This window comes from Streptomyces sp. AM 2-1-1, from assembly GCF_029167645.1.
Taxonomy (GTDB): domain Bacteria; phylum Actinomycetota; class Actinomycetes; order Streptomycetales; family Streptomycetaceae; genus Streptomyces.
The window spans coordinates 3,396,935-3,418,437 of sequence record NZ_CP119147.1; the positions used below are offsets into that span (position 1 = coordinate 3,396,935).

A 21,503-nucleotide genomic window follows, 5' to 3' on the forward strand; every position below is an offset into this window, starting at 1 on the left:
CCCCTCCCATCCTCTGCCGCTCCCCGGTGCCCCGCATCCGGGAGACCCGGCCGGAGACTGCGGCCCGCTCTAGCCGGTGGGGAGCCCGTCGAAGTCGAGCGTTCCGGCGGTCGCCTCCGCGTTCACCGGGAGCCGCAGCACCTCGTCGACCGGCCCCGGCACCGGGTTCAGCCCCAGCAGTCCGGTGACCAGCGTGGTCGTCGTGCGGTGCCAGGCGGGGGCGCGGCGCAGCATCGCGTGGTCGCTGCCCCGCACGGTGATCAGGCAGGTACGGGCCCCGGCGCGGCGGGCGCGGGTGACGAGGGACTGGGTGGCCTGGGGGCTGGTGACCCGGTCGCGGGTGCTGTGCAGCAGGACGACGTCCCGGCCGGCGAGCTGGGTGACCGGGTCCCCGGGCGGGCACCACGGGGCGAGCCCGACGACCCCGCGCACCAGCGGGTGTCCGCCGGCGCGCAGCGCGGCGCGGGCGCCCATGGAGTGGCCGAGCAGGATCACCGGCAGGTCCCCGGCCTCGTCCTGGAGCCTGTCCAGGGCGTGCACCGCGTCGTGGAAGGCGTCGTCGCGCTCGCCGTTCCACCCCCGGTGGCCGTACCGCACTCCCCGGACCCACACCGGGCCGGTACCGTCACCCCGCGGCCCGCCGGTCGCCCGTACGAGGGACCGGATGAAGGGCCACATCCGCAGGCCGGGCAGGTTGAGGAGTCCGGGCGGCGGGGGTCCGGTCCCCTGGGCCCGGCCGCCGTGCAGGACGAGCACCGCCGCGGAGGGCGGTTGCGGGGGTGTCCGCGGGGACATCCGCGGGGGCATTCGTGACGCCATGCGCACCTCCTGGTTCCTGAAGCACCCCGGCGCCGCCAGGGTTCGCCCGTACGAGGAGCATGCTCGTGCGGAGCCACTGGGCACATTCTCGTAGGAACCGCCGCGCGGCGGGCACTTCGGCCGCGAACACCCCTGGAACGAAGGAGTCATCATGGCATCAGGCCCGCAGATCGGCGCTCCGGCACCGGAGTTCACCCTCCCCGGCGGAGCTCTCGTGGGGGAGGAGTTCGTGCGGCGCGACTACGTCCGGGACGGCGCACCCGGCCGCGCGCTGATCCTGGCGTTCTACCCCGGGGACAACACGGCGGTCTGCACCCGGCAGCTGTGCTCGTACTCCTCGGGTCTGGAGGTCTTCGAGGGGCTCGGCGCGGACGTGTGGGGAATCAGTCCACAGGGTGTGGACAGTCACGAGAACTTCGCCCGCGTCCGTGGGCTGCGGATGCCGCTCCTCGTCGACGAGGACCGCCGGGTCGCCCGGAAGTACGGGGTCGCCGCCCCGGGTATCGGGGTGCGCCGCTCGGTCTTCCTGATCGGCCCGGACGGCGTACTGCGCTGGAAGCACGTGGCGTTGATCGGCGCGACCTTCCAGTCGGTGGACAAGCTGGCGGAGCAGGTGGCCGCCCTCGCGGCCGCCTGACGGACCCCGGGAACCCGGCTCCGGGAAGGCCGGCCCAGGGAGGCTCAGGCGGCCCAGCTCCGCAGCTTCTCCGGGTTGCGGACCACCCAGATCCGGGTGACGCGGCCGTCGGCGACCTCGAAGGAGGCGACCGTCAGGACGGTGCCGCCGCTCCGGGCCACCAGACCCGGGGCCCCGTTGACCGACCGCACCAGGAGTTCCGGGCCCGGGGCCGCACCGGCGAGGGCCATCAGGTACGCGGCGATGCGGGCTCCGCCCTCGACCGGGCGGAGGACGGCCTGCGCGAGGCCGCCCCCGTCGGCGGTCATCACGGCGGCCGGGTCGAGGAGGTCGACGAGGGCGGCGATGTCCCTCGTCTCCCACGCCTCCTTGACCCGCCGCACCGCGTCGGCCTGCCCGGCCGCCGCCACCGGCGCGCGCCCGGTCCGCAGCCGCCGCCGTCCGGAGGCCGCGAGCTGCTTGCAGGCGGCGGGGGTCCGGCCGAGGATGCCCGCGATCTCGGCGAACGGGTAGCGGAACACGTCGTGCAGCACCAGCGCGACCCGCTCGGCGGGGGTCATCACCTCCAGCACGACGAGGAAGGCCATGGTCACGGATTCGTCCAGGACCATCAGATCGGCGGGGTCGGTGCCGCCGGTGCGGCCCCACTCGGTACCGTCGGGCAGCGGCTCGGGCAGCCAGGAGCCGACATAGCGTTCGCGCCGCGCCCGTGCGGAGCCGAGCACGTCCAGACAGATGCGTCCGGTCACGGTCGTCAGCCAGGCGCCGGGGGCGAGGATCTCCTCCCGCCGGGCCGGCGGGAGGGCGTACCAGCGCGCGTACGCCTCCTGCACGGCGTCCTCGGCTTCGGCGAGTGACCCGAGCAACCGATAGGCCACGTTGAGCAGTTGACGCCGTTCCACTGCCGTCCCGTCGTCGTGCGCCTGCGCCGTCGCCATTCCGGCCGCCCCCTCGCCTTACCTTCCGCGGGCCCACGTCGTCGGGCTGTCGAGAGCCTATCGACCGACCGCCCACCGGGCGGACACAAGGGGGACCGTGGCCATGGCCATCCGGATGACGGCGCACCACCGCTTCTCGTTCCTGCGGATCGCGATCGGTCTGCAGACACTGACCATTTTCCTCCAAGCCGTCTCCGCCGGGCTGCTGTTGACCGCTTCGTACGGGGAGACGCTGCACGGCGTCGGAGCGCGCGTGATGTACGCGGCGTCGATGGTGTACGTCCTGGCGGCGGTGCTGGCGTGGAAGCCGGGCGGCGGTTCGCCCCGGCCGATCGGGCAGGCGGGCGGCTTCCTGGTCCTCGCCTCGGTCCAGGTCGTGCTGGGCATCGCCCACGTACCCTCGGTCCATCTCCCGCTGGGCGTCGCGATGTTCGGGCTGAGCCTGGTGGCGTGGGTACGGCGGTGAGTGCCGGGCGGCCCCGGATGCGGTGCGCCGCGCCGTGGGCGGTCGAGGCCGCGGGGCTCACGACACCGGGTCGGCCGGCACCGATCCGCCGGTGGAGGGGTGGGAGCCACGGGCCCGTGCGTTCTCCCCAGGGCGTGCGCCGTCCGCGCCGAGGCGGGCGAGCAGGCGCACTCCGTCCTCGGCGGGGCTGCCGGGAGCGGGGGAGAGGATCAGCAGCTCCCGGCCCGCTTCGCCGGGCAGGGCGAAGTTCTCCTGGTGCAGCTCCAGCAGTCCGACCAGCGGGTGACGGTACGCCTTGCGGCCGTGGGTGCGGGCACGCACGTCGGCGCGGGCCCAGAGGCGGCGGAACCGCTCGCTGCCCATGGCGAGTTCGCCGATGAGCGAGGCGAGGCGGGGATCGTCGGGGTGGTGGCCGGCCGCCAGCCGCAGGTGCCCGACCACGTCGAGGGTGCACTGCTCCCACTCCGCGTAGAGACCGCGCTCGGCCTCCTCCAGGAAGATGTGCCGGGCGGTGTTGAGACCCGGTATCGGCCGGCCGAAGAGGAGCCCGGCGAGGCGGTTCCCGGCGAGCACGTCCAGCCGGTGGTTCATGATCAGCGCGGGCGCGTCGGTGACCAGGTCGAGGACGCGCAGCAGCTCCGGCCGGACCCGGCCGGAGGGCGCCGTCCCGCGTCGGCGGCGCTGGCAGGCGAGCCGGGAGAGGTGTTCGCGTTCGGTCCCGTCGAGGCCGAGGACCCGGGCGAGGGCGTCGAGGACCTGTTCGGAGGGCTGGGTGGCGCGGCCCTGCTCCAGGCGTACGTAGTAGTCGACGCTGACTCCGGAGAGGTGCGCGACCTCCTCGCGGCGCAGTCCCTCGACCCGGCGCCTGCTGTCGGTGGGGATGCCCACGGACGCCGGATCGACCCGGGAGCGCCGGGTCCGCAAGAAGCCCGCGAGATCGTCCATGGCTCCGAGTATGGGTGCGGAGGCCGCCCGGGAGGGTGGCCCTGCCGGTACCAGGAACCCCGGTCCGACGGAAACGGCGCCCCTGAACGCCGGGCCCGGGTGGCGCCCAGAATCCGGGGCACCGACCCGAAGGAGTTCCCGTGAAGACACTGATCGTCCACGCCCACCCCGAGCCGCAGTCGCTCAACGGCTCGTTGACCGGCCTCGCGGTGGCCACCCTGGAGAGCGCCGGGCACGAGGTGCGGGTGAGCGACCTGTACGCGATGGGGTGGAAGGCGGTCGTGGACGCCGCGGACTACGGACCCCACGCGTCGAGCCCGCTGCTGGTCGCCCGCGACTCGGGCCGGGCCTTCGACGCCGGGGACCTGACCCCGGACGTCCGGGCGGAGCAGGAGAAGCTGCTCTGGGCGGACACGGTCATCCTCCAGTTCCCGCTGTGGTGGTACTCGATGCCCGCGATCCTCAAGGGGTGGGTGGACCGGGTGTTCACCTTCCACTTCGCGTACGGGGTCGGGGAGCACAGCGCCACCCGGTACGGCGACCGCTTCGGCGAGGGCACGCTCGCGGGCCGCAGGGCGCTGCTCTCGGTGACCGTCGGCGGCCCGGAGTCGCATTACGCCGCCCGCGGGATCAACGGCCCCATCGAGGACCTGCTCTTCCCGATCCACCACGGCATCCTCTACTACCCCGGCATCGAGGTCCTGCCGCCGTTCGTGGTGCACGGCACCGACCGGCTGACCGCCGAGGAGTACGCGGACGTCGCCAAGGCCTGGGAACAGCGCCTGCTCACCCTGGAGTCGACCGAACCGATCGCCTTCCGGCGGCAGAACTCCGGCGACTACGAGATCCCGTCGCTGCACCTGAGGGAAGGGCTGGAGCCCGGGGGCCGCAGCGGCTTCGGGCTCCACGTGCGGGGCTGACCGGCGCCCGCCGGAACCATCCGCCCGACGGGGTTCGTCCCCCTCTTCGGCTGGGCAGTTCTCCGGCATCGAGGTCGTCCGAAGACTGCCGGGTTCCGGCAGTGACGGTGGGCCGCGGGGCGTGAGACGCTCCGCTCGGTTCGCCACGGAGCGGGGCATGGTGGGCCCGATGGGCTCAAAGGGGGGTACGACGTGACGATTCTCCTCGCGCTGGGTGTGGCGGGACTCGCCCTGCTCGCCCTGTCGTTGCTCTTCGACGGCATCCTGGAAGGGATCTTCGGCGGCCTCTTCGGTGGCCTGCTGAACGGATTCTTCGACGGCCTGCTGTCCCTTCCGGTGCTCGCCGGGTTCCTCTCGATGCTCGGCTTCGGCGGAGCGATCGTGCAGGGGACCACCGGCGCGGGGCTCGCCGTCGCGCTGGCGGGCGGAGGGCTGGCCGGGCTGGTCGTGGCCTGGCTGACCTGGAGGTTCGGCCGGGTCCTGATGCAGGACCGCGGGGACCCGGCGCCGCGCGGCGACGACCTGATCGGGACCACCGGTTCCGTCGTCACCCCGATCCCGGCGAACGGATACGGCGAGGTCCTGCTGCGCCTCGCCGGCCACACCGTGAAGTACGCGGCAAAAAGCGCCGCGCCCGTGGCACGGGGCACCGAGATCTGGGTGGAGGGCACCCTCTCCACCACCTCGGTCACCGTGCGACCGGTCGAACGGCCGTAAGGAATACGGCCGTTGAACAACTCCGCCGCCCGGATGGACGGCGGGCCAGGGGGTCATCACCGTATGGATCTGAGTCCAGTCGTCCTCGCCGTCGTCGGCGTCGTCGTCCTCGTCGTCTTTCTCGCCCTCGCCGTCGTCACCCGCTACAAGGTCGCGGGTCCCAGCGAGGCGTTCATCATCACCGGCCGCCGGGGCAAGAAGCACACGGACCCGGTGACCGGCCACACCAGCATCGACAACAGCGGCCAGAAGGTCGTCGTCGGTGGCGGGGTCTTCGTGGTGCCGTTCGTGCAGCAGCGGTTCACCCTCGACCTCTCCAGCCGGCAGATCCCCGTCAAGGTGCGCGGGGCGGTCACCCTGCGCGGGGTGAAGGCGAACCTCGAAGGGGTCGCGATCGTCAAGGTCGGCGGCAGCGAGGACGCGATCCGCGCCTCCGCGCAGCGCTTCCTGCGCCAGCAGACGGGCATCGCGGGGTTCACCCAGGAGGTGCTCTCGGGTTCGCTGCGCGCGATCGTCGGCCGGATGTCGGTCGAGGACATCATCCGCGACCGTGCCGCGTTCGCCAGTCAGGTCGCGGAGGAGGCGGAGGCCAGCCTCTCCGGCCAGGGGCTGATCCTGGACGCCTTCCAGATCCACGACATCACCACCGAGGGCACCTACCTGGAGGACCTCGGCCGCCCGGAGGCCGCCCGCGCCAAGCAGGAGGCGGACATCGCCGAGGCCAACTCCAGGCGGATCTCGGAGCAGGCCCGGTTGAAGGCGGCGGAGGAGATCGCCATCGCCGAGCGGACGTTCTACCTGAAGCAGGCGGAGATCCGGGTGGAGACCGAGGCGGCGGCCGCCCAGGCCAACGCTGCGGGTCCGCTCGCCGAGGCCGCCCGCCAGCAGGAGGTACTCCAGGAGCAGGAGAAGGTGGCCCAGCGTCAGGCGGCTCTGACCGACCGCGAACTGGACACCCGCGTCCGCAAGCCCGCCGACGCGGCCCGGTACCAGGCCGAGCAGGAGGCCGAGGCCCGCCGCATCGCCCAGGTCAAGGAGGCGGAAGCCATCGCCGACCGCGCCCGGCTGACCGGTGAGGGCGAGAAGCTCCAGCGTTCCGCCCTGGCTGCGGCGGTACGGATCGAGGGCGAGGCCCAGGCCGCCGCCATCGCCGCGCGGGGTGCGGCGGAGGCCGAGGCCATGCAGAAGAAGGCCGACGCCTTCGCACAGTACGGTGACGCGGCCGTCCTCCAGATGCTGGTGGAGGTGCTGCCCCAGGTCGTCGCGAAGGCGGCCGAGCCGCTCAGCGCCATCGACAAGCTCACGGTCATCTCCACGGACGGTGCGAGCCGGTTGACCCGTACGGTCAGCGACAACGTCGCCCAGGGGATGGAGCTGCTCACCTCCACCACCGGTGTGGACCTGTCCGCACTCCTCCAGAACCTCACCGCCTCCCGGACCGGCGCTCCCGCCGTCACCGGGACCGCCGGGACGTCCGGAACCGCCGAGCAGTCGGCCTCCGCGAGCGGCGGCAAGAGCGGCGGCCAGGGCAGCGGCACGGGTGACGGGCGGATCGAGGTCACGGACTGAGGTTCCGAGGTTCCGTTTCCGCTTCCGATGCGGTGGACCGGTGAACCGGTGCACGAGAGGCCGTCCGCGCGAGACGCGTGGGCGGCCTCAGCCGTCACCGGAGTGGACGGGCCGGCGGGTGTGCGCGGCCATGTCTGTGCCCGTGTCCTCGATAGTGCAGGCGTCCGTGTCCGTGCTGCTCTCCGTGCTGGTGGGGGTGCTGCCGTCCGTGCTGGTGTCCTTGCTGCTGTCTGCCGGGGTGGCGAGTTCGGCGAGGTGGTCGCGCCAGCCGCCCTTGCCGTCGCCGGTCAGCCCGTCCTCGCCCCGTGCCCGTGCCGCGGCCGCTCTGGAGGCCGCCCACCGCGCGTACGCCTCGTCGCGCTGACACTGCCCGCACTTCGTCTCACCGCCGTACGCCCGGAACATGTGATCGTTGCCCGGCCCCTCACACAGCACCAGCGGAACCACCACCGGCACCGGATCATCCACCCGCTCCCCGACCCCGTCCACACCCTGGGGACACGACGCCCCCGGCGCCACCACACCCACGGTCGCTTCACGCCGGAAACCCGGCTCCGGCGGCATCTTCGTGATCAGCCGGTTCGCGACGAACCCCGGCGCCGACCGCACGACATCCGGCAACGACGCACTCAGCACGTACTGCATCTCCGACGCCGTCATACCGCGCCGCAACCACTCCGCACCCCTGTCCACCAGCCTGCGCACCTCGTACTCCCCCATGCGCAACTTCCGCGACACGCTCCCGAGCGACAACAACACCCTCTCCGCCGCGACCATCTCCTTCGTCCACCCCTTCCCCCGCGCCTCCTGCTCCTTCACGGTCTCCTCCACCTCCCCACCGGACACGACAGCCACGGGAGCAGGAGCAGGAGCGATAACTGGTACGGCTGCGGGAACGGGCTCGCCTACCGGAGCGGACTCGCCTGCGGGTGCGGCCAGGGGAGCACCTACGGCTACGGGAACGGGCACGGGAACGCGTTCGGGCGCCGGGACGCATTCGGGTGCAGGAGCGACAACCGCCACCGGCACCGGACCGGGCGCCGGCTCCGGTACGGAAGCCGCTACGGGCAGGGGCTCAGGGACCGGAGCGGTCCTCGGCCAAGGGATCCCCACCGGCTGCACCGGCTCCACCGACGCCCCGCGCCGCACCGGCTCCGGGGTGCCTGCCGGGTCCTGGTCGGCCATCCACTCCGGCGGCTCCGACCAGAAACCACGGTCCCACTCGTCCGCCCGCAACGGCCCCGGCCCGAACTGGCTTCCGCCCGGAAATCGTTCAGCTTTCGACTCAGCCCGCCCGCAGGTAGGTAGGTGGGTCGTGCTCGCCATCAGTTGTCCGTCAGGTGGGTAACCGCCGCCCGTCCAACGACCCGGACCACCGACCGCCGGAACCACATCACTCGGTCCCACCTGCGACGATCCACCCTCCGACCCACCCCGTCCCCACACCCGGGCCCGCACCGAAGCAAAGCCCAGGCCCTCACCCGGACCCTCCTCCGGCGCCTCGCCCCGCCACCCCGCCCGCTGCTCCCGCGCATCCCAGAACGCCACCGCCTCCTGCCGCGTCGACGGCCCGTTCGACAAAATCTGCGCCGTCGCCCACCGACCCCCCGCATACGCATACCTCCACGCGTGGAGATACCCCTCACGCATCAGAAACCGCTTGGCCTTCTTGTACGGACCAGGCTCGATACCCGCCGCCCGCGCGTAATCCCACAACGGCTTCAACCACCCCAGACGCTCAGCCTCCGGAAGCCCCTCCATGTACAACACAATGATCTTCGCGTCACTGTTCATCCGACGCGAACCCACCAACGACCTCGAACGCCCACCAGCGTCCGACACCGGCGAGATAGCATGCCAAAGCATCCCTGTGGACCCTTCTCTGTCTAGTCCATAGCGGTGAAGGCCCTCGGAACGGTGCTGAGTACACCTCCGGGGGCCGCGCTATGTGCACGGGTGCGCACAGAGCGTGCTGACGCGATCACCGTACAACACCCGTAACCCCCCTCACCACACGAACGGCACGCCACCGGACAGACGCACGCAGACACCCCAACTGCCGCTTGGGTCACGGGGGCCGACGGGTCATCAGTTCGAGGGGGTGGCGGCGTACTGCGCCTCGCCGACGGGCTCCCGCCAAGTGGTTCCGTCGCCGTTGCTGCCGCCGATCACCCACGCGAGGTGCGCCATCAACGCGGTGCCGGTCGCGCCGTGCCAATGCTCCTCCCTCGTGGGGCACTTGACCGTCTCACCAGCGCTCACGCCAACGACGCTCCCGTCCCGCGTACCGACGAGGCCGACGCCGTCGGTGACGTACCGGACCTGACCGAGCACGTGGGAGTGCCCGTGGGTGCGCGCGCCGGGGGTGAGGCGCACCAGGCCGACCGCGAGGCGGGCGGGCTCGGTGGGCGCCTCGACGAGATTGAGGTGGACGTCGCCGGTGAAGCGGGCCGCGGGGGTCTTGACGGCAGGGGAGGGGTGGAGACGACGGTGATCGGCCGGTGCTCAGTTCGTCGGCGGGCTGCTTGCCTCGGCCATGGCCACGAGTCCTGGAGGCTCTCGTTTCCGTGCGGTGCGCGGAGGGCGGGCGGGGGTGCGGGGTGCGCGGAGTGGGGTGCGTACGCGCCGGAAGCGCCACTCCCTCGAAGCAGCAGCCCGGATCTGAGAAACTGCGCGGAGCCCCCGACACAGCCGTCGCGCAGCAGCACGACCCGCACCGGACAGGGTCTCCGGGTGGGTCGTCGGTTGCGGACCGGCTCGGCACACCGGCAGTTCTGCGCGATCAAGGAGTGCCGAGTCCGCAGGAGTTCGATCAGCGGAAAGCTCGGCTTCTCGGGGTCTGACGCCACATCCCTATGGGGCCGCACACCCGCCTGCTGTCAGCGAACACCCTTTGGCCCGCTCCCCCGGAGGAACCCGTGTCACACCCGCAGCCGCCCACCCCCGAGGAGAGGCTCGCCGACGCGAAGCAGTTGCTGAGCCTCCCGCGCATCGTCGTGATCTGCGGCTCCACCCGCTTCATGCACGAGATGAACGAGGCCGATGTGCGGGAGACCGGGGCCGGGAAGATCGTCGTCAAGCCGGGCTGCGACCTGAAGTCGCCGCACCCACTCTGGGCCGACCCTGCCGAGGCGGGGGCGCTGAAGGTGCGGCTCGACGATCTGCACCGGGCGAAGATCCGGCTCGCCGACGAGGTGCTCGTGGTGGGCGACTACATCGGAGACAGCACCCGAGCCGAAATCGCCTATGCCCGGTCGTTGGGCAAGCCGATGCGGTTCTGCCACCCCGAAGTCGACCCTGACGCCTGACCGCCCGCTGCCGCCTCGACCATTCAGGGTTGTCCCGCCCTACCGGCGGGTGGGAGTGGTGCTCGGGACGACCGTGGCCGCGTCGGCGGGAACCTGACGGCGAGGGCTGGTGGGGGACGGGGACGGCACGGCCGAGGACGGGGAGCCGACCGGGTCCTCCGTCCGGGCGGCGGACGGGGACGGAGCGCGGGTCGCCCTCGGGTCGGCCACCGGATCGGAGCGCGTAGGAATGGGTTCCGCTGTGGGCGCCCGCGCGGTCGTGGGTTCCTCCCCGGGCGACACGGTCGCCGACGGCGGCGGGGTCGGCGCGGGGGTGGCCGGGGGTGTCGTCGGCGGGGTGGGGGGGACGGGAGAGGCCGGGGAGGCGGGCAGCACCGGTGTGCCCGGCGAGTCCGGTCCCGCCGCCAGGCGGAACGGCAGCACGGCCAGCCCCACCACCGCACACGCGAGGCCGACCCCGGCGGCGGTCCGGCGGTACCTCCGGCCGGCCGCGCTGCGGCGGATCTCCTCGTACCGGCCCGGGGGCGGCCCGAGACGGTCGTGGGTGGGGCGCAGGATGACGGCGAGAGGGTCGTCGGGTTCGAACTCCGGCTCCTCGTCAACGCGTGTGATCAAGGCTTCTCCTCAGATGGGCGCGGAGCAGTTCGCGGGCCGCGTGGAGGTCGGCCTTGACGGTCCCTTCCTTCCGCCCGGTCAGCGCGGACACCTCCCGGATCGGCATGTCCGCGTAGTAATGCAACAGGATCGGCACCCGCAACCGTTCGGGCAACGACTGCACCAGCATCCGCACCGACGGATCGGCCTGCTCGGCGTGGCCGACGACGGCCGTCTCGGTCACCACCCGGCGGACGGCCCGGCGTTCACGCTCCAGCTTGCGCCAGTGGTCGCGTACGAGATTGGCGGCGGTGACGTAGAGGAACCCGCCCGGCTCCTCCACCGAGGTCCACCGCGCCCAGAGCCGGGTGAACGCCTCCGAGGCGATCTCGTGCGCCGTCCCGTCGTCGTCGACCAGCCGACGGCACCACCCGGCGAGGCGCGGATAGAGGACGGCGAAGAGTTCCGAGGCAGCCTGGTCCTGCCCGCCGCGCCGGTCGCCCCCCGCGCGCGCCCGCTTCACCGGTCTCCCGGGTTCGGGTGCGCCGCATCCGGCCCCGCCGGGGACGACTCTGCCAGGGTGGCGAAGACGATCACGTTGTCCTGGTAGCCGCCGTCACCGGTACGGGCTCCGCCGCAGGTGATGAGCCGCAACTCCGGCCGCTCCACGTTGCCGTAGACCTCCTCGGTCGGGAAGTGGGCCTTCGCCACCGTCCGGGTGGCCGAGACCGCGAACTCCACCGTCGTACCGTCTTTCAGGCGCGTCACGACCCGGTCCCCCGTGCGCAGCCGGCCGAGGTGCCGGAACACCCCGTCACCGTACGGCCCGACCGTCACATGCCCCAGGATCACCGCCGGACCGGCCTGGCCCGGAGCGGGCCCGTGCACGTACCAGCCCGCCCGGTCGTGTGCCGTGATCGCGGGCACCTCCACCGTGCCGTCCGCCTCAAGTCCCAGCCGTACGAGCGGAGTGTCCACCCCGATCGCCGGGATCTCCAGCCGGAGCGGCACCGACCGGGCCACCTCCCCCGCGGGAGCCGCCGTCGGCGTCACCCCGGGGCGGGGAGGCGCGGTGGTGGCGGTGCTCCCGCCGTCGGGCCGCCCCCCGGCCCCGTCGCCGGTCCCGGCCCCGGGGCGGCAGCCGGCCAGCAGGGCGGCCGCGGCGGCCGCCCCGAAGGCCCGCCTGGAGTACGAGGTCACGCCCCGGTCGCCCGCCGACGCCGTACGACGTACACCGCCAGGCCACCCGCCAGCACCACGGCGGCACCACCCCCGCCGAGCAGCACTCCGCTGCTCCCCTCCCCCTGCTCCGCCGCGGACGAACCGGTGTCGGGAGCACCGGACGGCACTACGGACACCTGGTCGTCCGAGGTGGGCACGGGGCGCGGCGCCGAGGTCGGTGCCGTGCTCGGCGGCTCGGTGGCGGCCGGCGTCGCGGCAGGTTCCTGGGCGGGGGCCTCGGTCGCTTCCCTGGTGGGGGCGGCGGACGGGGTCCGGGAGGCGGTCGTGGCCGGCTGCGGGTCGTCCGCGAGGGCCGGTCCGGCACCCACCGCGAGCACGGCGACGCAGGCAACTCCCAGCGTGGCCAGCGCACTTCTGTTGAATCGGCGCATGATCGGCTCTCCTTCGTCGTCGGCCCGCCGCAGGGGCGGGCCGGGATACGGAACGTGCGGAGAGACGAGGCAGCAGCACCTCAGGTTGTAAAGGAATGGCAAAGTCGCGTCGCGGTCGGCTCACACCCGCCGCAGCGACGGCGACAGGTGCTCAACAGGCCCCCGACTGCTCGCCGTCCACCGGAGCCATGTGGCGCGCGGCCGCCGCGTACCGGGCGAGATGGTCCACGGCCTTCGCCAACAGCCTCAGGTTGACGGCCGGGTCCTGCCCCGGATCCTGCGCGACGGCCCAGGCGTGGCAGACCATGTGCGTGACGATCTCCCGCGCCCGCGAGTCGGCGAGTTGAGCGGCGTACGCGTCGGCCTGCGGCGCGAAGGCGACGATCGCACGGCGGAGCCGGGCCCGCAGGGCGTCCGCCGCCTCACCCGTCGCCCGCCCCCGGGCCAGGTCGAGCGCCAGCCGCACATCGGCGGCCAGCTCCGCCCGGCTCATCGGCACCCCGCCGCCACCCGGACCACCGGCCGTCCCGCCGTCGTACGGAGCGACGCCGTACGTCCCCGGGCCGGCGGTGTACGCCGGCGCGGCGGTGTACACCGGGCCGCCGTAGGGTGCCGGGCCGCCGTACACCGCACTGCCGCAGGCCGCCCCGTACGCCCCCTCGCCGTCCTCGCCGGCCCCGCCCGTCCGGTTCACTCCGACCGACCTGCCGGACCTGCCCGACCCGCCCGTTCCACTCGTCCCACTGGTCCCGCTCGTTCTGCCCGTCCTGCTCGTCGCGCCCGTTCCGCTCGTCCCACTGGTTCCGTCGGTGCCGCTGGCTGAGCTCATTGCGGACTCACCTCTTTCATCGTGAAGGGTGGATCTGAACTCCCGGAGGGATGCCTTTCAGTGAACGTGTGAACACACACAGTGAGGAGATGCCAGGCTGTGGGCCCCCTGTAGTCCCGCGTAGGCCAGGCCGGGCGGACCGCCCTGGTGAAGGAGTGAGCGCAAGGTGCCCGAATCCCCGGAGATCGGCGAGTTGATCCGCCAGGCGTGCGCGGCACGTGGCTGGGGGCCGACCAAACTCGCCCGTGAGCTGGGAATCGCCGAGGGACGGGGACCCAACGGCCTCGACCGCCAGTCGGTCCGGCGCTGGATGGCCGGCCGCCGGAAGCCCGACTACTGGCTCCCCTACATCGCCGAAGTACTCGGCCTGGACACCGCGCCGGTGCCCTCCGTACCCGCTCAACGAAGTGCCTCTCGCTCCCTTGCGGGCCTCGATACCGTGGCGTCAGTAGTCGAGTTGGGGAGGAACGACGTGCTTCGGCGAAACTTCCTGGCCGCCTCGGGCGCCCACGCTCTGGGCGCTCTGAACCTGCCCGACCCCGAGAGCGTCACCCGCCGGACCAACCGCGCCGGCGGCGTACGGGTCGGCTCCGGCGAGGTGGCCGCCGTACGGCAGATGACCCGTGCCCTCGGCGACAGCGCCGCCGAACTCGGCGGTGGCCACGCCCGCCACCTCGCCGTCCGCTACCTCACCGAGGACGTCGCCCCCTGGCTCGACGGCACCTACACCGAGGCGATCGGCGTCGAGTTGTTCGCCGCGACCTCCCAACTCGTGCACCTGGCGGGTTGGATGGCCCAGGACGAGGGCAACCAGGGCATGGCCCAGCAGTACTACGCCCACGCGCACGCCCTCGCCGTCGCCGCCGGCGAACCCGAACTCTCCGCGACAGCGCTACGGGGACTGGCCGTTCAGGCGATCGACCTCGGGCCGAAGTACGGCGCCGTGGCGCTGCGCCTCTCCGAACGCTGTGTCGACACCGCGAAGGCCCTGGACGACCCGCGCGCGATCTCGTACTACCAGACCACCCTGGCGGACGCCGCCGCCCTCGACGGTGACCACCGCCTCGCCACCCGGGCCCTCACCGCCGCCCAGTCCGCGATCGAGAAGAACCCCGACCCGACCCCCGGCGAATCCTGGGCCTCGCACTTCAGCATCGGCCGCTGGGCCCACCACTCCGGGATGATCCTCGCCCGCCTCGGCGACCTCGACAGCGCCTCCGGCCACCTCCGCGAATCCCTGGAGATCCACGGCATCGACCGCCGCCGCAGCCGCGCCATCGTCCTCGCCGACCTCGGCCAGATCCACCTCCGCCGGGGCCACCTCGACGCCGCCCTCGCCACCTGGACCGATTTCCTCGACTGCGCGGACGGCATCCGCTCCGTCAAGGTCACCGAGGCCGCCGAGGACATGCGCACCCGGCTGGACAAGTACCGCAAGATCCCGGGCGTCGAGGAGCTGCGCACCCGGGCGGAGAGCCGCCTGGCGACAGGGGTGGGCGCGGCCGCGGGTGCTTCCGCGAGCGGGTGACGGGTGGGGCGGAGTGCGGGCACGGCGTCAGGGGCAGCCGGAAGGCCGGTGCGCGGTCGCGTCCGGCGGGCGGGAACGGGCCCCCGAGGCCCTCATCGGCACCCGCTCAGGAGCGGGTGCGCGCCGCATGCGCCCGCGCCCCCGCCGCGTACGCCCGCGCTCCTCACACCCGCGGCCGCGCCCCGACACCTGAGGCGACCGCCGGGACCCCCCTCCGCCAGACCCGCTGCACCTCCGCGTAGCCGACCAGCCGGATGCCCTCCTCGGCCAGCACCGTCCGGGCCTCCGGCGAGACCAGGAACTCGTAGTCCGTGCGCCGTACGCGCCAGCCGTCGTCGATCGCCCGGGACTCCGGGGCCCCGGTGCTCGGGTGGATCGCCCACTCGTTGAGGCCGGGTGGCAGGTCGCGCAGGAGCTGGGCGTACCGGGCGGGCTTCTCGTCGAGGGGGAGGCGGTAGCTGTCCAGGAAGTCGTTCTCGCTGCAGGGGAGTCGGCGCTCCGCCAGCATCCGGCGAGCGGGCGCGAGCCAGGCGCGTACGGCGAGCCCGTACTCGGCGCCCAGTGACACGGTGAGGTCGAAGACGTCGTCGCGCCCGCCGTCCGCCAGGCAGTGGAAGTCCAGGTGGGTGGGGGCGAGCCCGGCGTCGGCGACGGTGTCGATCTGGGCCCGGAACTCCCGCTCGACCTCCTCGATCCGCGCCTGGGCGAGGAGGGCCGCGCGACCGGCGGGGGTGGGAGCGAAGAGCCTGCCCGCCGGGTCGAGCAGGGACGGCACGCTCTCCTTCGCCGCCACCGGGCCCCACGGACGGTCCGGCATTTCGCAGACCATCGTGAGGTGCACCCCGAACGAGATCTCCGGCCGCCTTTCCAGCCGTCGCATCGCGTCGGGTGCGGCCGCACACGGCACCATCAGACTGCACGATCCCGCGATGCCCTGCTCGACCGATTCGATCACCGCCTCGTTGATCGCTGGATACATGCCGAAGTCGTCGCAGTTGACGAGCAACAGGCGGGCCTGTGAGGGGTGTCCGAGCATGGCTCCCGGCCGGGGCGACCGCGCGGCCGCCCCGGTACCGGCGTCGGTGACACGGGCCGCACCGGCGCCACGGGTGGTGGCCGCGTCCACGGCGGCCCGGGAAGTGCGGTTGTCGTCCTTCATGTCCGCAGTCTGCGGCTCGTTCCCCCGCCCGAGACAGCGGATTGATCCTGCCCCGTACGCCCGGGCCCTTCCCCCGGTTCCCGGTCACGCGTATGGATCGCGTTAAGGTAAGGAAAGGTAAAGAGATCACCAAGAGCTGTCATGGGCGTCCGCGCGTCGGCGTCCCACTCGGGAGGAAGTCATGGGAACCCGCCGCACCACGCTGCCCGGAGTAGGGGCTCAGTACGACTTCACCACCGCGACGGGCCAGCACATCTCCGTCGTCGTCCACCACGACGGGCGCCGGTTCATCGGGTTCTACGAGCAGGACGACCCAGATTCGTGCCGGCTCTCCGTACCCCTGACGACCCACGAGGCGACCGCGCTGGCCCATCTCATCGATGCCGCGCCCATCGACGCCGTACGGACGGAGGGCATCGACCTCGTCACCGAGCACATTCCGCTCGGGGCGCGTTCGCCGTACGGGGGAAGGGTGTTGGGGGACACGCAGGCGAGGACCCGTACGGGGGCGTCGATCGTGGCGGTGCTGCGGACCCACAGTGCGCACCCTTCGCCGGGGCCCGACTTCCGGCTGGCCATCGGCGACACGCTCGTCGCGGTGGGTACGCGTGAGGGCGTCGACGCGCTCTCCGAGATCATTGCGGAGGGCTGATCGTGCACGACATGACCGCACTGCTGGTGGAGCTGGGCTCCGTCATTCTCGGGCTGGGGATCATCGGGCGGTTCGCCGGCCGGATAGGTCTCTCGCCGATCCCCCTCTACCTCCTGGCAGGTCTGGCGTTCGGCGAGGGCGGGCTGCTGCCGCTGGGGGCCAGTGAGGAGTTCACCGCGGTCGGCGCCGAAATAGGCGTGATCCTGCTGCTGCTCCTCCTCGGACTCGAGTACAGCGCCTCCGAACTGGTCACGAGCCTCAAGACGCAGTACCCCTCCGGCCTCGTCGACTTCGTCCTCAACGCCACCCCCGGTGCGGTCGCCGCGCTGATCCTCGGCTGGGGTCCCGCCGGGGCCGTCGCACTGGCCGGGGTCACCTGGATCTCCTCGTCCGGCGTGATCGCCAAGGTGATGACGGACCTCGGCCGTCTCGGCAACCGCGAGACGCCGGTCATCCTCGGCGTCCTCGTCATCGAGGACCTGGCGATGGCGGTCTACCTGCCGCTGCTGACCGCCATGGTCGCCGGGGTCGGCCTCGCCGGCGGCAGCATCGCGCTGCTGATCGCGCTCGGGACCGTCGGCTTCGTCCTCTACCTGGCCCTGCGCCACGGCCGCCTCATCAGCCGGGCCGTCTCCTCCGACAACCCGGAAATGCTGCTCCTCGTCGTCCTCGGCCTGACCGTGCTCGTCGCCGGGCTGGCGCAGGAACTCCAGGTCTCGGCTGCCGTGGGCGCGTTCCTCGTCGGCATCGCGCTCTCCGGCGAGGTCGCCGAAGGGGCACGCAAGCTGCTGACACCGTTGCGGGACCTCTTCGCCGCGGTCTTCTTCGTCTTCTTCGGTCTCTCGACCAACCCGGCCGACATCCCGCCGGTCCTGCTCCCGGCCGCGCTGCTCGCCATCGTCACCCTGCTGACCAAGGTCTTCACCGGCTGGTACGCGGCCCGTCGCGCCGGCATCAAGTCGCGCGGCCGGTGGCGTGCCGGTGGCACGCTCGTGGCACGCGGCGAGTTCTCCATCGTCATCGCGGGCCTGGCCGTGGCGACCGAGCCGCGCATCGGGCCCATCGCCACCGCTTACGTGCTGATCCTGGTCATCCTCGGCCCGCTCACCGCCCGCTGGACCGAACCGGTCGTCACCCGGCTCAAGGCGATGCGCGGTGGCGGCGCCGGTGCCGGCAGCAGCGGGAGCGGCACCGGTCCTGTGCGGGAGTCCAGGACGGCCACCGCGGCGGCCGTGCGGCCCACCCACGACGACCTCACGCCCGAGCACGTCGGCGAGGGCCGCGACTGACGCCCTGCGGCGCCACCCCGTAACACCACGAGGTCTCCCTTTCCTCCTCGTCCCGGAGCGGCCGACGGCTGCCAGGACGGGAGAGCGGGAGACCTCGTGGCGTGGTGCGCGGTGCCCGGTGCGCGGTGCGTTGTGGCGGGCGCCGTGCGCCGTGTGCGTCAGCGGTTGTCGACGATGCTCTTGGCGATGCCGTTCGCGACGACGACCTCGGCAGCGACGCCGTCGCCCTTGGTCGCGGCCTCCAGCATCTCCTCGCTGCACGGCATCGCCGCCTGGCCGCCCTCCACGCCGCAGATGTCTCCGGTGCCCTCGATGTCCGTGTCCTCGGAGACGAAGAACTGCTGCTCGACGCCGTCCGGGCGGACCACGGTGTACTTGCCGGGGGCGAGGAAGCGCACCTTCCCGTTCCAGGTGCCGTTGACGCCCTTGCCCTGGTCGATGCCCTCGATCACCGTCTCCGGTTCGTCCGAGGCCGTGTCCCCGCCCGAGGTGGCGCTGCCACCGCTGGTGCTGCCGCCGCCGCTGCCACTGCCGCTGGTGCTGCCGCCGTCGGAAGCGGCCGGGGTGGCGGACGGGGCGTCCTGCTCGGCCGGGGCCGACGCCGAGGGAGCCGCCGGGGCGCTGCTGCCCGCGTCCTTGGCGCCGGTGTCCGAGGCCGCGTCGTCCGAGTCGCTGCCCTGACAGGCGGTGAGGAGCAGGGTGCTCGCGACAGCGGCGGCGACGAGGACGGCGGTCTTGGTACGGAGGGCCGAGGCCATGTGAGTGCTCCCGTGGGAAGGGCGTCCGCGGAGAGACGTCTCCTCGGTAAGCCGGTGATCTGCGGTGGGACCTGCGTGGGACATGCGGTGCGCCGTGCGGTGCGGCAAGTTGCGGAGCCTGCTGCGGGACCCCCGTGCGACAGGCCGCGGGACCTGCGTGGGGCTCGCTGTGTGATCACTATGAACCCGCAGGAGGCCCGCTCGCCCGGAAGTCCTGGACCCACGACACCGCCGTCATCGTTCCCGTACAGAGCAACAGTTGTGTACCGCACACGGCGCGCCGCCTTCACCCGACCCGCGGGTCGTCCGGCGTGAACCGGCGCACGGACCGCCGCCCAGGACTTGTCCGGGCGATCACGTGCGGAGCCAGATCGTGAGGGCTGCGACGGTTGCGGTTCCGAGGTGGACGTACCGGCGCTTGTCACAGCGGGTGGCCACCGCTCGGTGCTGCTCGAGCCGGTTGACGGCCCGCTTCCAAGGCCCGAACCGTTCGGGCGGCTCACGCCACTGCGCGCCGGTCCGCACGCGGTGCGGAGTCCCGTCGATCACCTGCCGGTGGTCGCGCCACCGGCCACACCGCCTGTTGCTGACCGGCAGGAACGGCCGCAGCCGTTCCCACGCAGCATCACTCGGACCACCCCGCCCCATGACCGGAAGAACGACCCGGACAGACGGCAGTCCCAAGATCACACGAGTCCTGATCCCTACTCCGTGACGAACGGTGCGTATCCGACCGGGACCTCGCTCACCCGAAGGTCCGAGAAGAGCAAGGTCACCTTGTGCGCGTTGGTTTCCATGCGCACCTCATGAAAATCGATTCCGAGAGCCTTCGACCAGCGGTGGGTCGCCTTGGACTCAGGAAGGAGTTCGGCTCCCGGGTACAGGGCGTGCCACTTCACGCCCCAGACGTATCCGTCGAGGCCGGCACCGGACTGGTGGTCGATGAGCCGGTCGTCCAAGGAGACCCGCCAGGTCTCCGCCGGCACTGAGGTCTCACACCGGGCCTCAACGCAGTACCGGAAGAGATACCGCAGGTGGGACGGCACGATGCCGGTACTGGGATCAGCCGTCGCGTAGACGATGACCTCGTAGTCGCGCATGTAGTTGGTGTATCCGTGGTGCACGACAGCGTGATCGAAGGTCTCGTCCAGCATCTGCTCGAGTACGGCGGTGTCCATGCCGCCCTTCTACATCACTCGACGAGACCTTCGACAACGAGATTCACGGGTGTGGGGCGCCGTTGCCTCGGAGATCGCCCGGACAAGTCCTAGAGCGGGGTCGCCGCGTGCAGGATGCGTACCAGCGCGACCGTGGCGTTCACCGACGAGAGGGCCGAGGCGGTGGTGCCCGCCGTCGCCGTCAGCGCGGCCAGCAGCAGATGGGCCGAGGCCGGGGGCCAGAAGCGGGTGGGCGGGGCCGCGTCGAGGAGGGCGGCGACCCGGCGCGGTACCGGGCCTCCCGCCGCGAAGGCGGCCGGCCCCTCGACGGGTGGACGGGCCGGGCCCAGCGCCGCCTTGCCCACGGCCCGCGCCACCACCCGGCGGCTGCCGACCGCCCGGGCGGCCTCCTCGTCGGCCCACCGCTCGGTGCTGTACGCCACCGCCGTACGGAGCGGGATCAGGAACGGGTTGGCGCGCGCGGCGAGTTGGGTCAGCAGCAGGGAGCGGTGGTGGCGCCCCGCCAGATGGGCCCGCTCGTGGGCGAAGAGGGCCTGCTGCTCGGGCGGTTCGAGACGGCCGAGCAGGCCGGTGGAGACGACCACCCGGCCCGTACCACCTGCCCGGCCCGGCCCGTCCGTACCGCCCGGACGGGTCGTCCGGCCGGCACGTCCGGGGCCGGCCGGCAGCGCGTACGCGTACGGGGTGGGGGAGTCGACCACGCTCACCCCGTGCTCGTCCACCGGCCCCGACGCCTCCAGCGCCCGGGCCGCGGCGACCCGGGTACGGACATGGCGGACGAGCGTCGCCGCGCAGCCGGCCACCACCACGCCCAGGACGCCGATCGCCGGCAGGCCCGTCCGGTCCTCGTACGGCAGCGCGGCCCGCACCTCGGGGTCCGACCAGCCGTCGGGCAGCGGGTTGCCCGGGAGCTGGGCCGTGCCGACCACCATCAGCAGGGCGAGGCAGAGGGTGCTGCAGAGGGCGAGCGTCGTACCGACGGCGGTCAGCAGCCGGGTCGCGCTGCGCGGGTGGAGATGGTGGGCGGCGAGCCGCGCGACGGGAAGCGCGGTCAGCGGCAGGACGAGTGGCAGGTAGACGAAGACGCCCATCGTTCCCTCTTCGTCATCGGTCTTCCGAGGCGTCGCCCGCGTCCGGGCCGGTCCGCGCGGCCCGGGAGAGCAGGGCGCGCAGGCGCTCCTCGTCGCCGGGGGTGAGCGCCGAGACGAAGCGGGCGAGGACGGCCTCCCGGTCCCGTTCCGCGTCGAGCACCCGGCGCATCCGCAGGGCGGCGAGGCCCGCCTCGTCGGAGGCGTTCGCCCAGGTGTAGGAGCGGCCCTCGCGGGTGCGGGTGACCGCGTTCTTCGCGTGGAGGCGGGAGAGGATCGTGATGACGGTCGTGTAGGCGAGCCCGCCTCCGAGGCGGTCCCGCACCCAGCCCGCCGTCACCGGCCCCGCGCCCGCCCGCACCGCGGCGAGCACCTGGGCCTCCAGTTCGCCCTGCCCCCGCCTGCGCGGCCGGGCCTCCTCCGGCCGGGACTCCTCCGGCCGGGCTTCCTCCGGCCGGAACTTCTGCGGCAGGGCTTCCTCCGGCCGGGCGCCGAC

General features: G+C 72.8%; 24 protein-coding genes and 1 pseudogene. 9 read left to right on the forward strand and 16 right to left on the reverse strand.

Annotation, left to right across the window (positions count from 1 at the left end; genetic code table 11):
* Positions 1-69 precede the first annotated feature (69 nt).
* Positions 70-819 carry an alpha/beta hydrolase gene (locus PZB77_RS14565; RefSeq protein ID WP_275493025.1) on the reverse strand — a complete coding sequence of 250 codons (750 nt, stop codon included), beginning with the start codon at positions 817-819 and terminating at the stop codon, positions 70-72.
* Between the two features lie 151 nt (positions 820-970).
* Between PZB77_RS14565 and PZB77_RS14570 the strand changes: the two genes are divergently transcribed.
* On the forward strand, positions 971-1,456 hold the full coding sequence (locus PZB77_RS14570; RefSeq protein WP_275493026.1) for a peroxiredoxin: 486 nt from the start codon (positions 971-973) through the stop codon (positions 1,454-1,456).
* A gap of 44 nt (positions 1,457-1,500) precedes the next feature.
* Here the strand turns inward: PZB77_RS14570 and sigJ are convergent, their stop codons facing one another.
* The gene (sigJ, locus tag PZB77_RS14575; protein WP_275493027.1) at positions 1,501-2,394 is read right to left on the reverse strand and encodes an RNA polymerase sigma factor SigJ; all 894 of its coding nucleotides are present in this window, start codon (positions 2,392-2,394) and stop codon (positions 1,501-1,503) included.
* Between the two features lie 103 nt (positions 2,395-2,497).
* On the opposite strand from sigJ, the gene PZB77_RS14580 reads away from it, so the two are divergent.
* Positions 2,498-2,860 (forward strand): hypothetical protein, encoded by a 363-nt coding sequence (locus PZB77_RS14580; protein ID WP_275496068.1) that lies wholly within the window; start codon positions 2,498-2,500, stop codon positions 2,858-2,860.
* A 57-nt stretch (positions 2,861-2,917) separates the two neighbouring features.
* Here PZB77_RS14580 and PZB77_RS14585 read toward each other — a convergent pair whose 3' ends face one another.
* A complete protein-coding gene (locus tag PZB77_RS14585; protein WP_275493028.1) occupies positions 2,918-3,805 on the reverse strand; it encodes a helix-turn-helix transcriptional regulator in 888 nt (295 codons plus the stop codon).
* A gap of 140 nt (positions 3,806-3,945) precedes the next feature.
* On the opposite strand from PZB77_RS14585, the gene PZB77_RS14590 reads away from it, so the two are divergent.
* The 3 genes from PZB77_RS14590 (at position 3,946) to PZB77_RS14600 (ending at position 7,011) form a co-directional block, all read left to right on the forward strand.
* Positions 3,946-4,725, forward strand: coding sequence for an NAD(P)H-dependent oxidoreductase (locus PZB77_RS14590; protein WP_275493029.1), 780 nt, complete (start codon positions 3,946-3,948; stop codon positions 4,723-4,725).
* A gap of 192 nt (positions 4,726-4,917) precedes the next feature.
* Positions 4,918-5,442, forward strand: coding sequence for a hypothetical protein (locus PZB77_RS14595; RefSeq protein ID WP_275493030.1), 525 nt, complete (start codon positions 4,918-4,920; stop codon positions 5,440-5,442).
* 69 nt (positions 5,443-5,511) lie between these two features.
* Positions 5,512-7,011 (forward strand): flotillin family protein, encoded by a 1,500-nt coding sequence (locus PZB77_RS14600; protein WP_275496069.1) that lies wholly within the window; start codon positions 5,512-5,514, stop codon positions 7,009-7,011.
* Positions 7,012-7,098: 87 nt separating this feature from the next.
* Here the strand turns inward: PZB77_RS14600 and PZB77_RS14605 are convergent, their stop codons facing one another.
* A complete protein-coding gene (locus tag PZB77_RS14605) occupies positions 7,099-7,866 on the reverse strand; it encodes a hypothetical protein (protein WP_275493031.1) in 768 nt (255 codons plus the stop codon).
* 1,233 nt (positions 7,867-9,099) lie between these two features.
* Positions 9,100-9,486: pseudogene (locus tag PZB77_RS14610) on the reverse strand (cupin domain-containing protein); the annotation flags it as partial.
* A gap of 443 nt (positions 9,487-9,929) precedes the next feature.
* Between PZB77_RS14610 and PZB77_RS14615 the strand changes: the two are divergent.
* Positions 9,930-10,319 carry a hypothetical protein gene (locus PZB77_RS14615; RefSeq protein ID WP_275493032.1) on the forward strand — a complete coding sequence of 130 codons (390 nt, stop codon included), beginning with the start codon at positions 9,930-9,932 and terminating at the stop codon, positions 10,317-10,319.
* Between the two features lie 39 nt (positions 10,320-10,358).
* On the opposite strand, the gene PZB77_RS14620 is transcribed toward PZB77_RS14615, so the two are convergent.
* From PZB77_RS14620 to PZB77_RS14640, 5 genes are all read right to left on the reverse strand, one after another.
* Entirely contained in the window at positions 10,359-10,934 is a 576-nt protein-coding gene (locus tag PZB77_RS14620) for a hypothetical protein (protein WP_275493033.1), read from the reverse strand.
* Positions 10,918-11,436, reverse strand: a complete 519-nt coding sequence (locus PZB77_RS14625; protein ID WP_275493034.1) for an RNA polymerase sigma factor — start codon at positions 11,434-11,436, stop codon at positions 10,918-10,920. The genes PZB77_RS14620 and PZB77_RS14625 overlap by 17 nt, the downstream gene beginning before the upstream one ends.
* Positions 11,433-12,113, reverse strand: coding sequence for a class F sortase (locus tag PZB77_RS14630; protein ID WP_275493035.1), 681 nt, complete (start codon positions 12,111-12,113; stop codon positions 11,433-11,435). Before PZB77_RS14630 ends, PZB77_RS14625 begins: the two co-directional genes overlap by 4 nt.
* Positions 12,110-12,526 (reverse strand): Tat pathway signal sequence domain protein, encoded by a 417-nt coding sequence (locus PZB77_RS14635; RefSeq protein ID WP_275493036.1) that lies wholly within the window; start codon positions 12,524-12,526, stop codon positions 12,110-12,112. The genes PZB77_RS14630 and PZB77_RS14635 overlap by 4 nt, the downstream gene beginning before the upstream one ends.
* A gap of 151 nt (positions 12,527-12,677) precedes the next feature.
* Entirely contained in the window at positions 12,678-13,220 is a 543-nt protein-coding gene (locus tag PZB77_RS14640) for a hypothetical protein (protein ID WP_275493037.1), read from the reverse strand.
* 301 nt (positions 13,221-13,521) lie between these two features.
* Between PZB77_RS14640 and PZB77_RS14645 the strand changes: the two genes are divergently transcribed.
* Positions 13,522-14,883: a helix-turn-helix transcriptional regulator gene (locus PZB77_RS14645; protein ID WP_275493038.1), complete on the forward strand. Its 1,362-nt coding sequence runs from the start codon at positions 13,522-13,524 to the stop codon at positions 14,881-14,883.
* Between the two features lie 163 nt (positions 14,884-15,046).
* Here the strand turns inward: PZB77_RS14645 and PZB77_RS14650 are convergent, their stop codons facing one another.
* On the reverse strand, positions 15,047-16,042 hold the full coding sequence (locus tag PZB77_RS14650) for a polysaccharide deacetylase family protein (RefSeq protein ID WP_327268911.1): 996 nt from the start codon (positions 16,040-16,042) through the stop codon (positions 15,047-15,049).
* Between the two features lie 181 nt (positions 16,043-16,223).
* Between PZB77_RS14650 and PZB77_RS14655 the strand changes: the two genes are divergently transcribed.
* Positions 16,224-16,694, forward strand: coding sequence for a TrkA C-terminal domain-containing protein (locus PZB77_RS14655; protein ID WP_275493039.1), 471 nt, complete (start codon positions 16,224-16,226; stop codon positions 16,692-16,694).
* A 2-nt stretch (positions 16,695-16,696) separates the two neighbouring features.
* Positions 16,697-17,983 (forward strand): cation:proton antiporter, encoded by a 1,287-nt coding sequence (locus tag PZB77_RS14660; RefSeq protein WP_275493040.1) that lies wholly within the window; start codon positions 16,697-16,699, stop codon positions 17,981-17,983.
* A 158-nt stretch (positions 17,984-18,141) separates the two neighbouring features.
* On the opposite strand, the gene PZB77_RS14665 is transcribed toward PZB77_RS14660, so the two are convergent.
* The 5 genes from PZB77_RS14665 to PZB77_RS14685 form a co-directional block, all read right to left on the reverse strand.
* Positions 18,142-18,741 carry a hypothetical protein gene (locus PZB77_RS14665; protein WP_275493041.1) on the reverse strand — a complete coding sequence of 200 codons (600 nt, stop codon included), beginning with the start codon at positions 18,739-18,741 and terminating at the stop codon, positions 18,142-18,144.
* A 354-nt stretch (positions 18,742-19,095) separates the two neighbouring features.
* Positions 19,096-19,389 (reverse strand): transposase, encoded by a 294-nt coding sequence (locus PZB77_RS14670; protein WP_275496071.1) that lies wholly within the window; start codon positions 19,387-19,389, stop codon positions 19,096-19,098.
* 56 nt (positions 19,390-19,445) lie between these two features.
* Positions 19,446-19,919 (reverse strand): hypothetical protein, encoded by a 474-nt coding sequence (locus PZB77_RS14675; protein WP_275493042.1) that lies wholly within the window; start codon positions 19,917-19,919, stop codon positions 19,446-19,448.
* Between the two features lie 89 nt (positions 19,920-20,008).
* Positions 20,009-21,010, reverse strand: coding sequence for a M56 family metallopeptidase (locus PZB77_RS14680; protein ID WP_275493043.1), 1,002 nt, complete (start codon positions 21,008-21,010; stop codon positions 20,009-20,011).
* Positions 21,011-21,023: 13 nt separating this feature from the next.
* Complete coding sequence (locus PZB77_RS14685; RefSeq protein WP_275496072.1) at positions 21,024-21,392, reverse strand: BlaI/MecI/CopY family transcriptional regulator; 369 nt, start codon at positions 21,390-21,392, stop codon at positions 21,024-21,026.
* Between the last annotated feature and the right edge of the window lie 111 nt (positions 21,393-21,503).

Excerpts from the sequence above, each read along its gene's own strand:
- PZB77_RS14680 (WP_275493043.1), bottom strand. The coding sequence starts at position 21,010 with ATGGGCGTCTTCGTCTACCTGCCACTCGTCCTGCCGCTGACCGCGCTT.
- PZB77_RS14670 (WP_275496071.1), bottom strand. The coding sequence starts at position 19,389 with ATGGGGCGGGGTGGTCCGAGTGATGCTGCGTGGGAACGGCTGCGGCCG.
- sigJ (WP_275493027.1), bottom strand. The coding sequence starts at position 2,394 with ATGGCGACGGCGCAGGCGCACGACGACGGGACGGCAGTGGAACGGCGT.
- PZB77_RS14655 (WP_275493039.1), top strand. The coding sequence starts at position 16,224 with ATGGGAACCCGCCGCACCACGCTGCCCGGAGTAGGGGCTCAGTACGAC.
- PZB77_RS14650 (WP_327268911.1), bottom strand. The coding sequence starts at position 16,042 with ATGAAGGACGACAACCGCACTTCCCGGGCCGCCGTGGACGCGGCCACC.
- PZB77_RS14570 (WP_275493026.1), top strand. The coding sequence starts at position 971 with ATGGCATCAGGCCCGCAGATCGGCGCTCCGGCACCGGAGTTCACCCTC.
- PZB77_RS14635 (WP_275493036.1), bottom strand. The coding sequence starts at position 12,526 with ATGCGCCGATTCAACAGAAGTGCGCTGGCCACGCTGGGAGTTGCCTGC.
- PZB77_RS14565 (WP_275493025.1), bottom strand. The coding sequence starts at position 819 with ATGGCGTCACGAATGCCCCCGCGGATGTCCCCGCGGACACCCCCGCAA.
- PZB77_RS14675 (WP_275493042.1), bottom strand. The coding sequence starts at position 19,919 with ATGGACACCGCCGTACTCGAGCAGATGCTGGACGAGACCTTCGATCAC.
- PZB77_RS14580 (WP_275496068.1), top strand. The coding sequence starts at position 2,498 with ATGGCCATCCGGATGACGGCGCACCACCGCTTCTCGTTCCTGCGGATC.
- PZB77_RS14585 (WP_275493028.1), bottom strand. The coding sequence starts at position 3,805 with ATGGACGATCTCGCGGGCTTCTTGCGGACCCGGCGCTCCCGGGTCGAT.
- PZB77_RS14665 (WP_275493041.1), bottom strand. The coding sequence starts at position 18,741 with ATGGCCTCGGCCCTCCGTACCAAGACCGCCGTCCTCGTCGCCGCCGCT.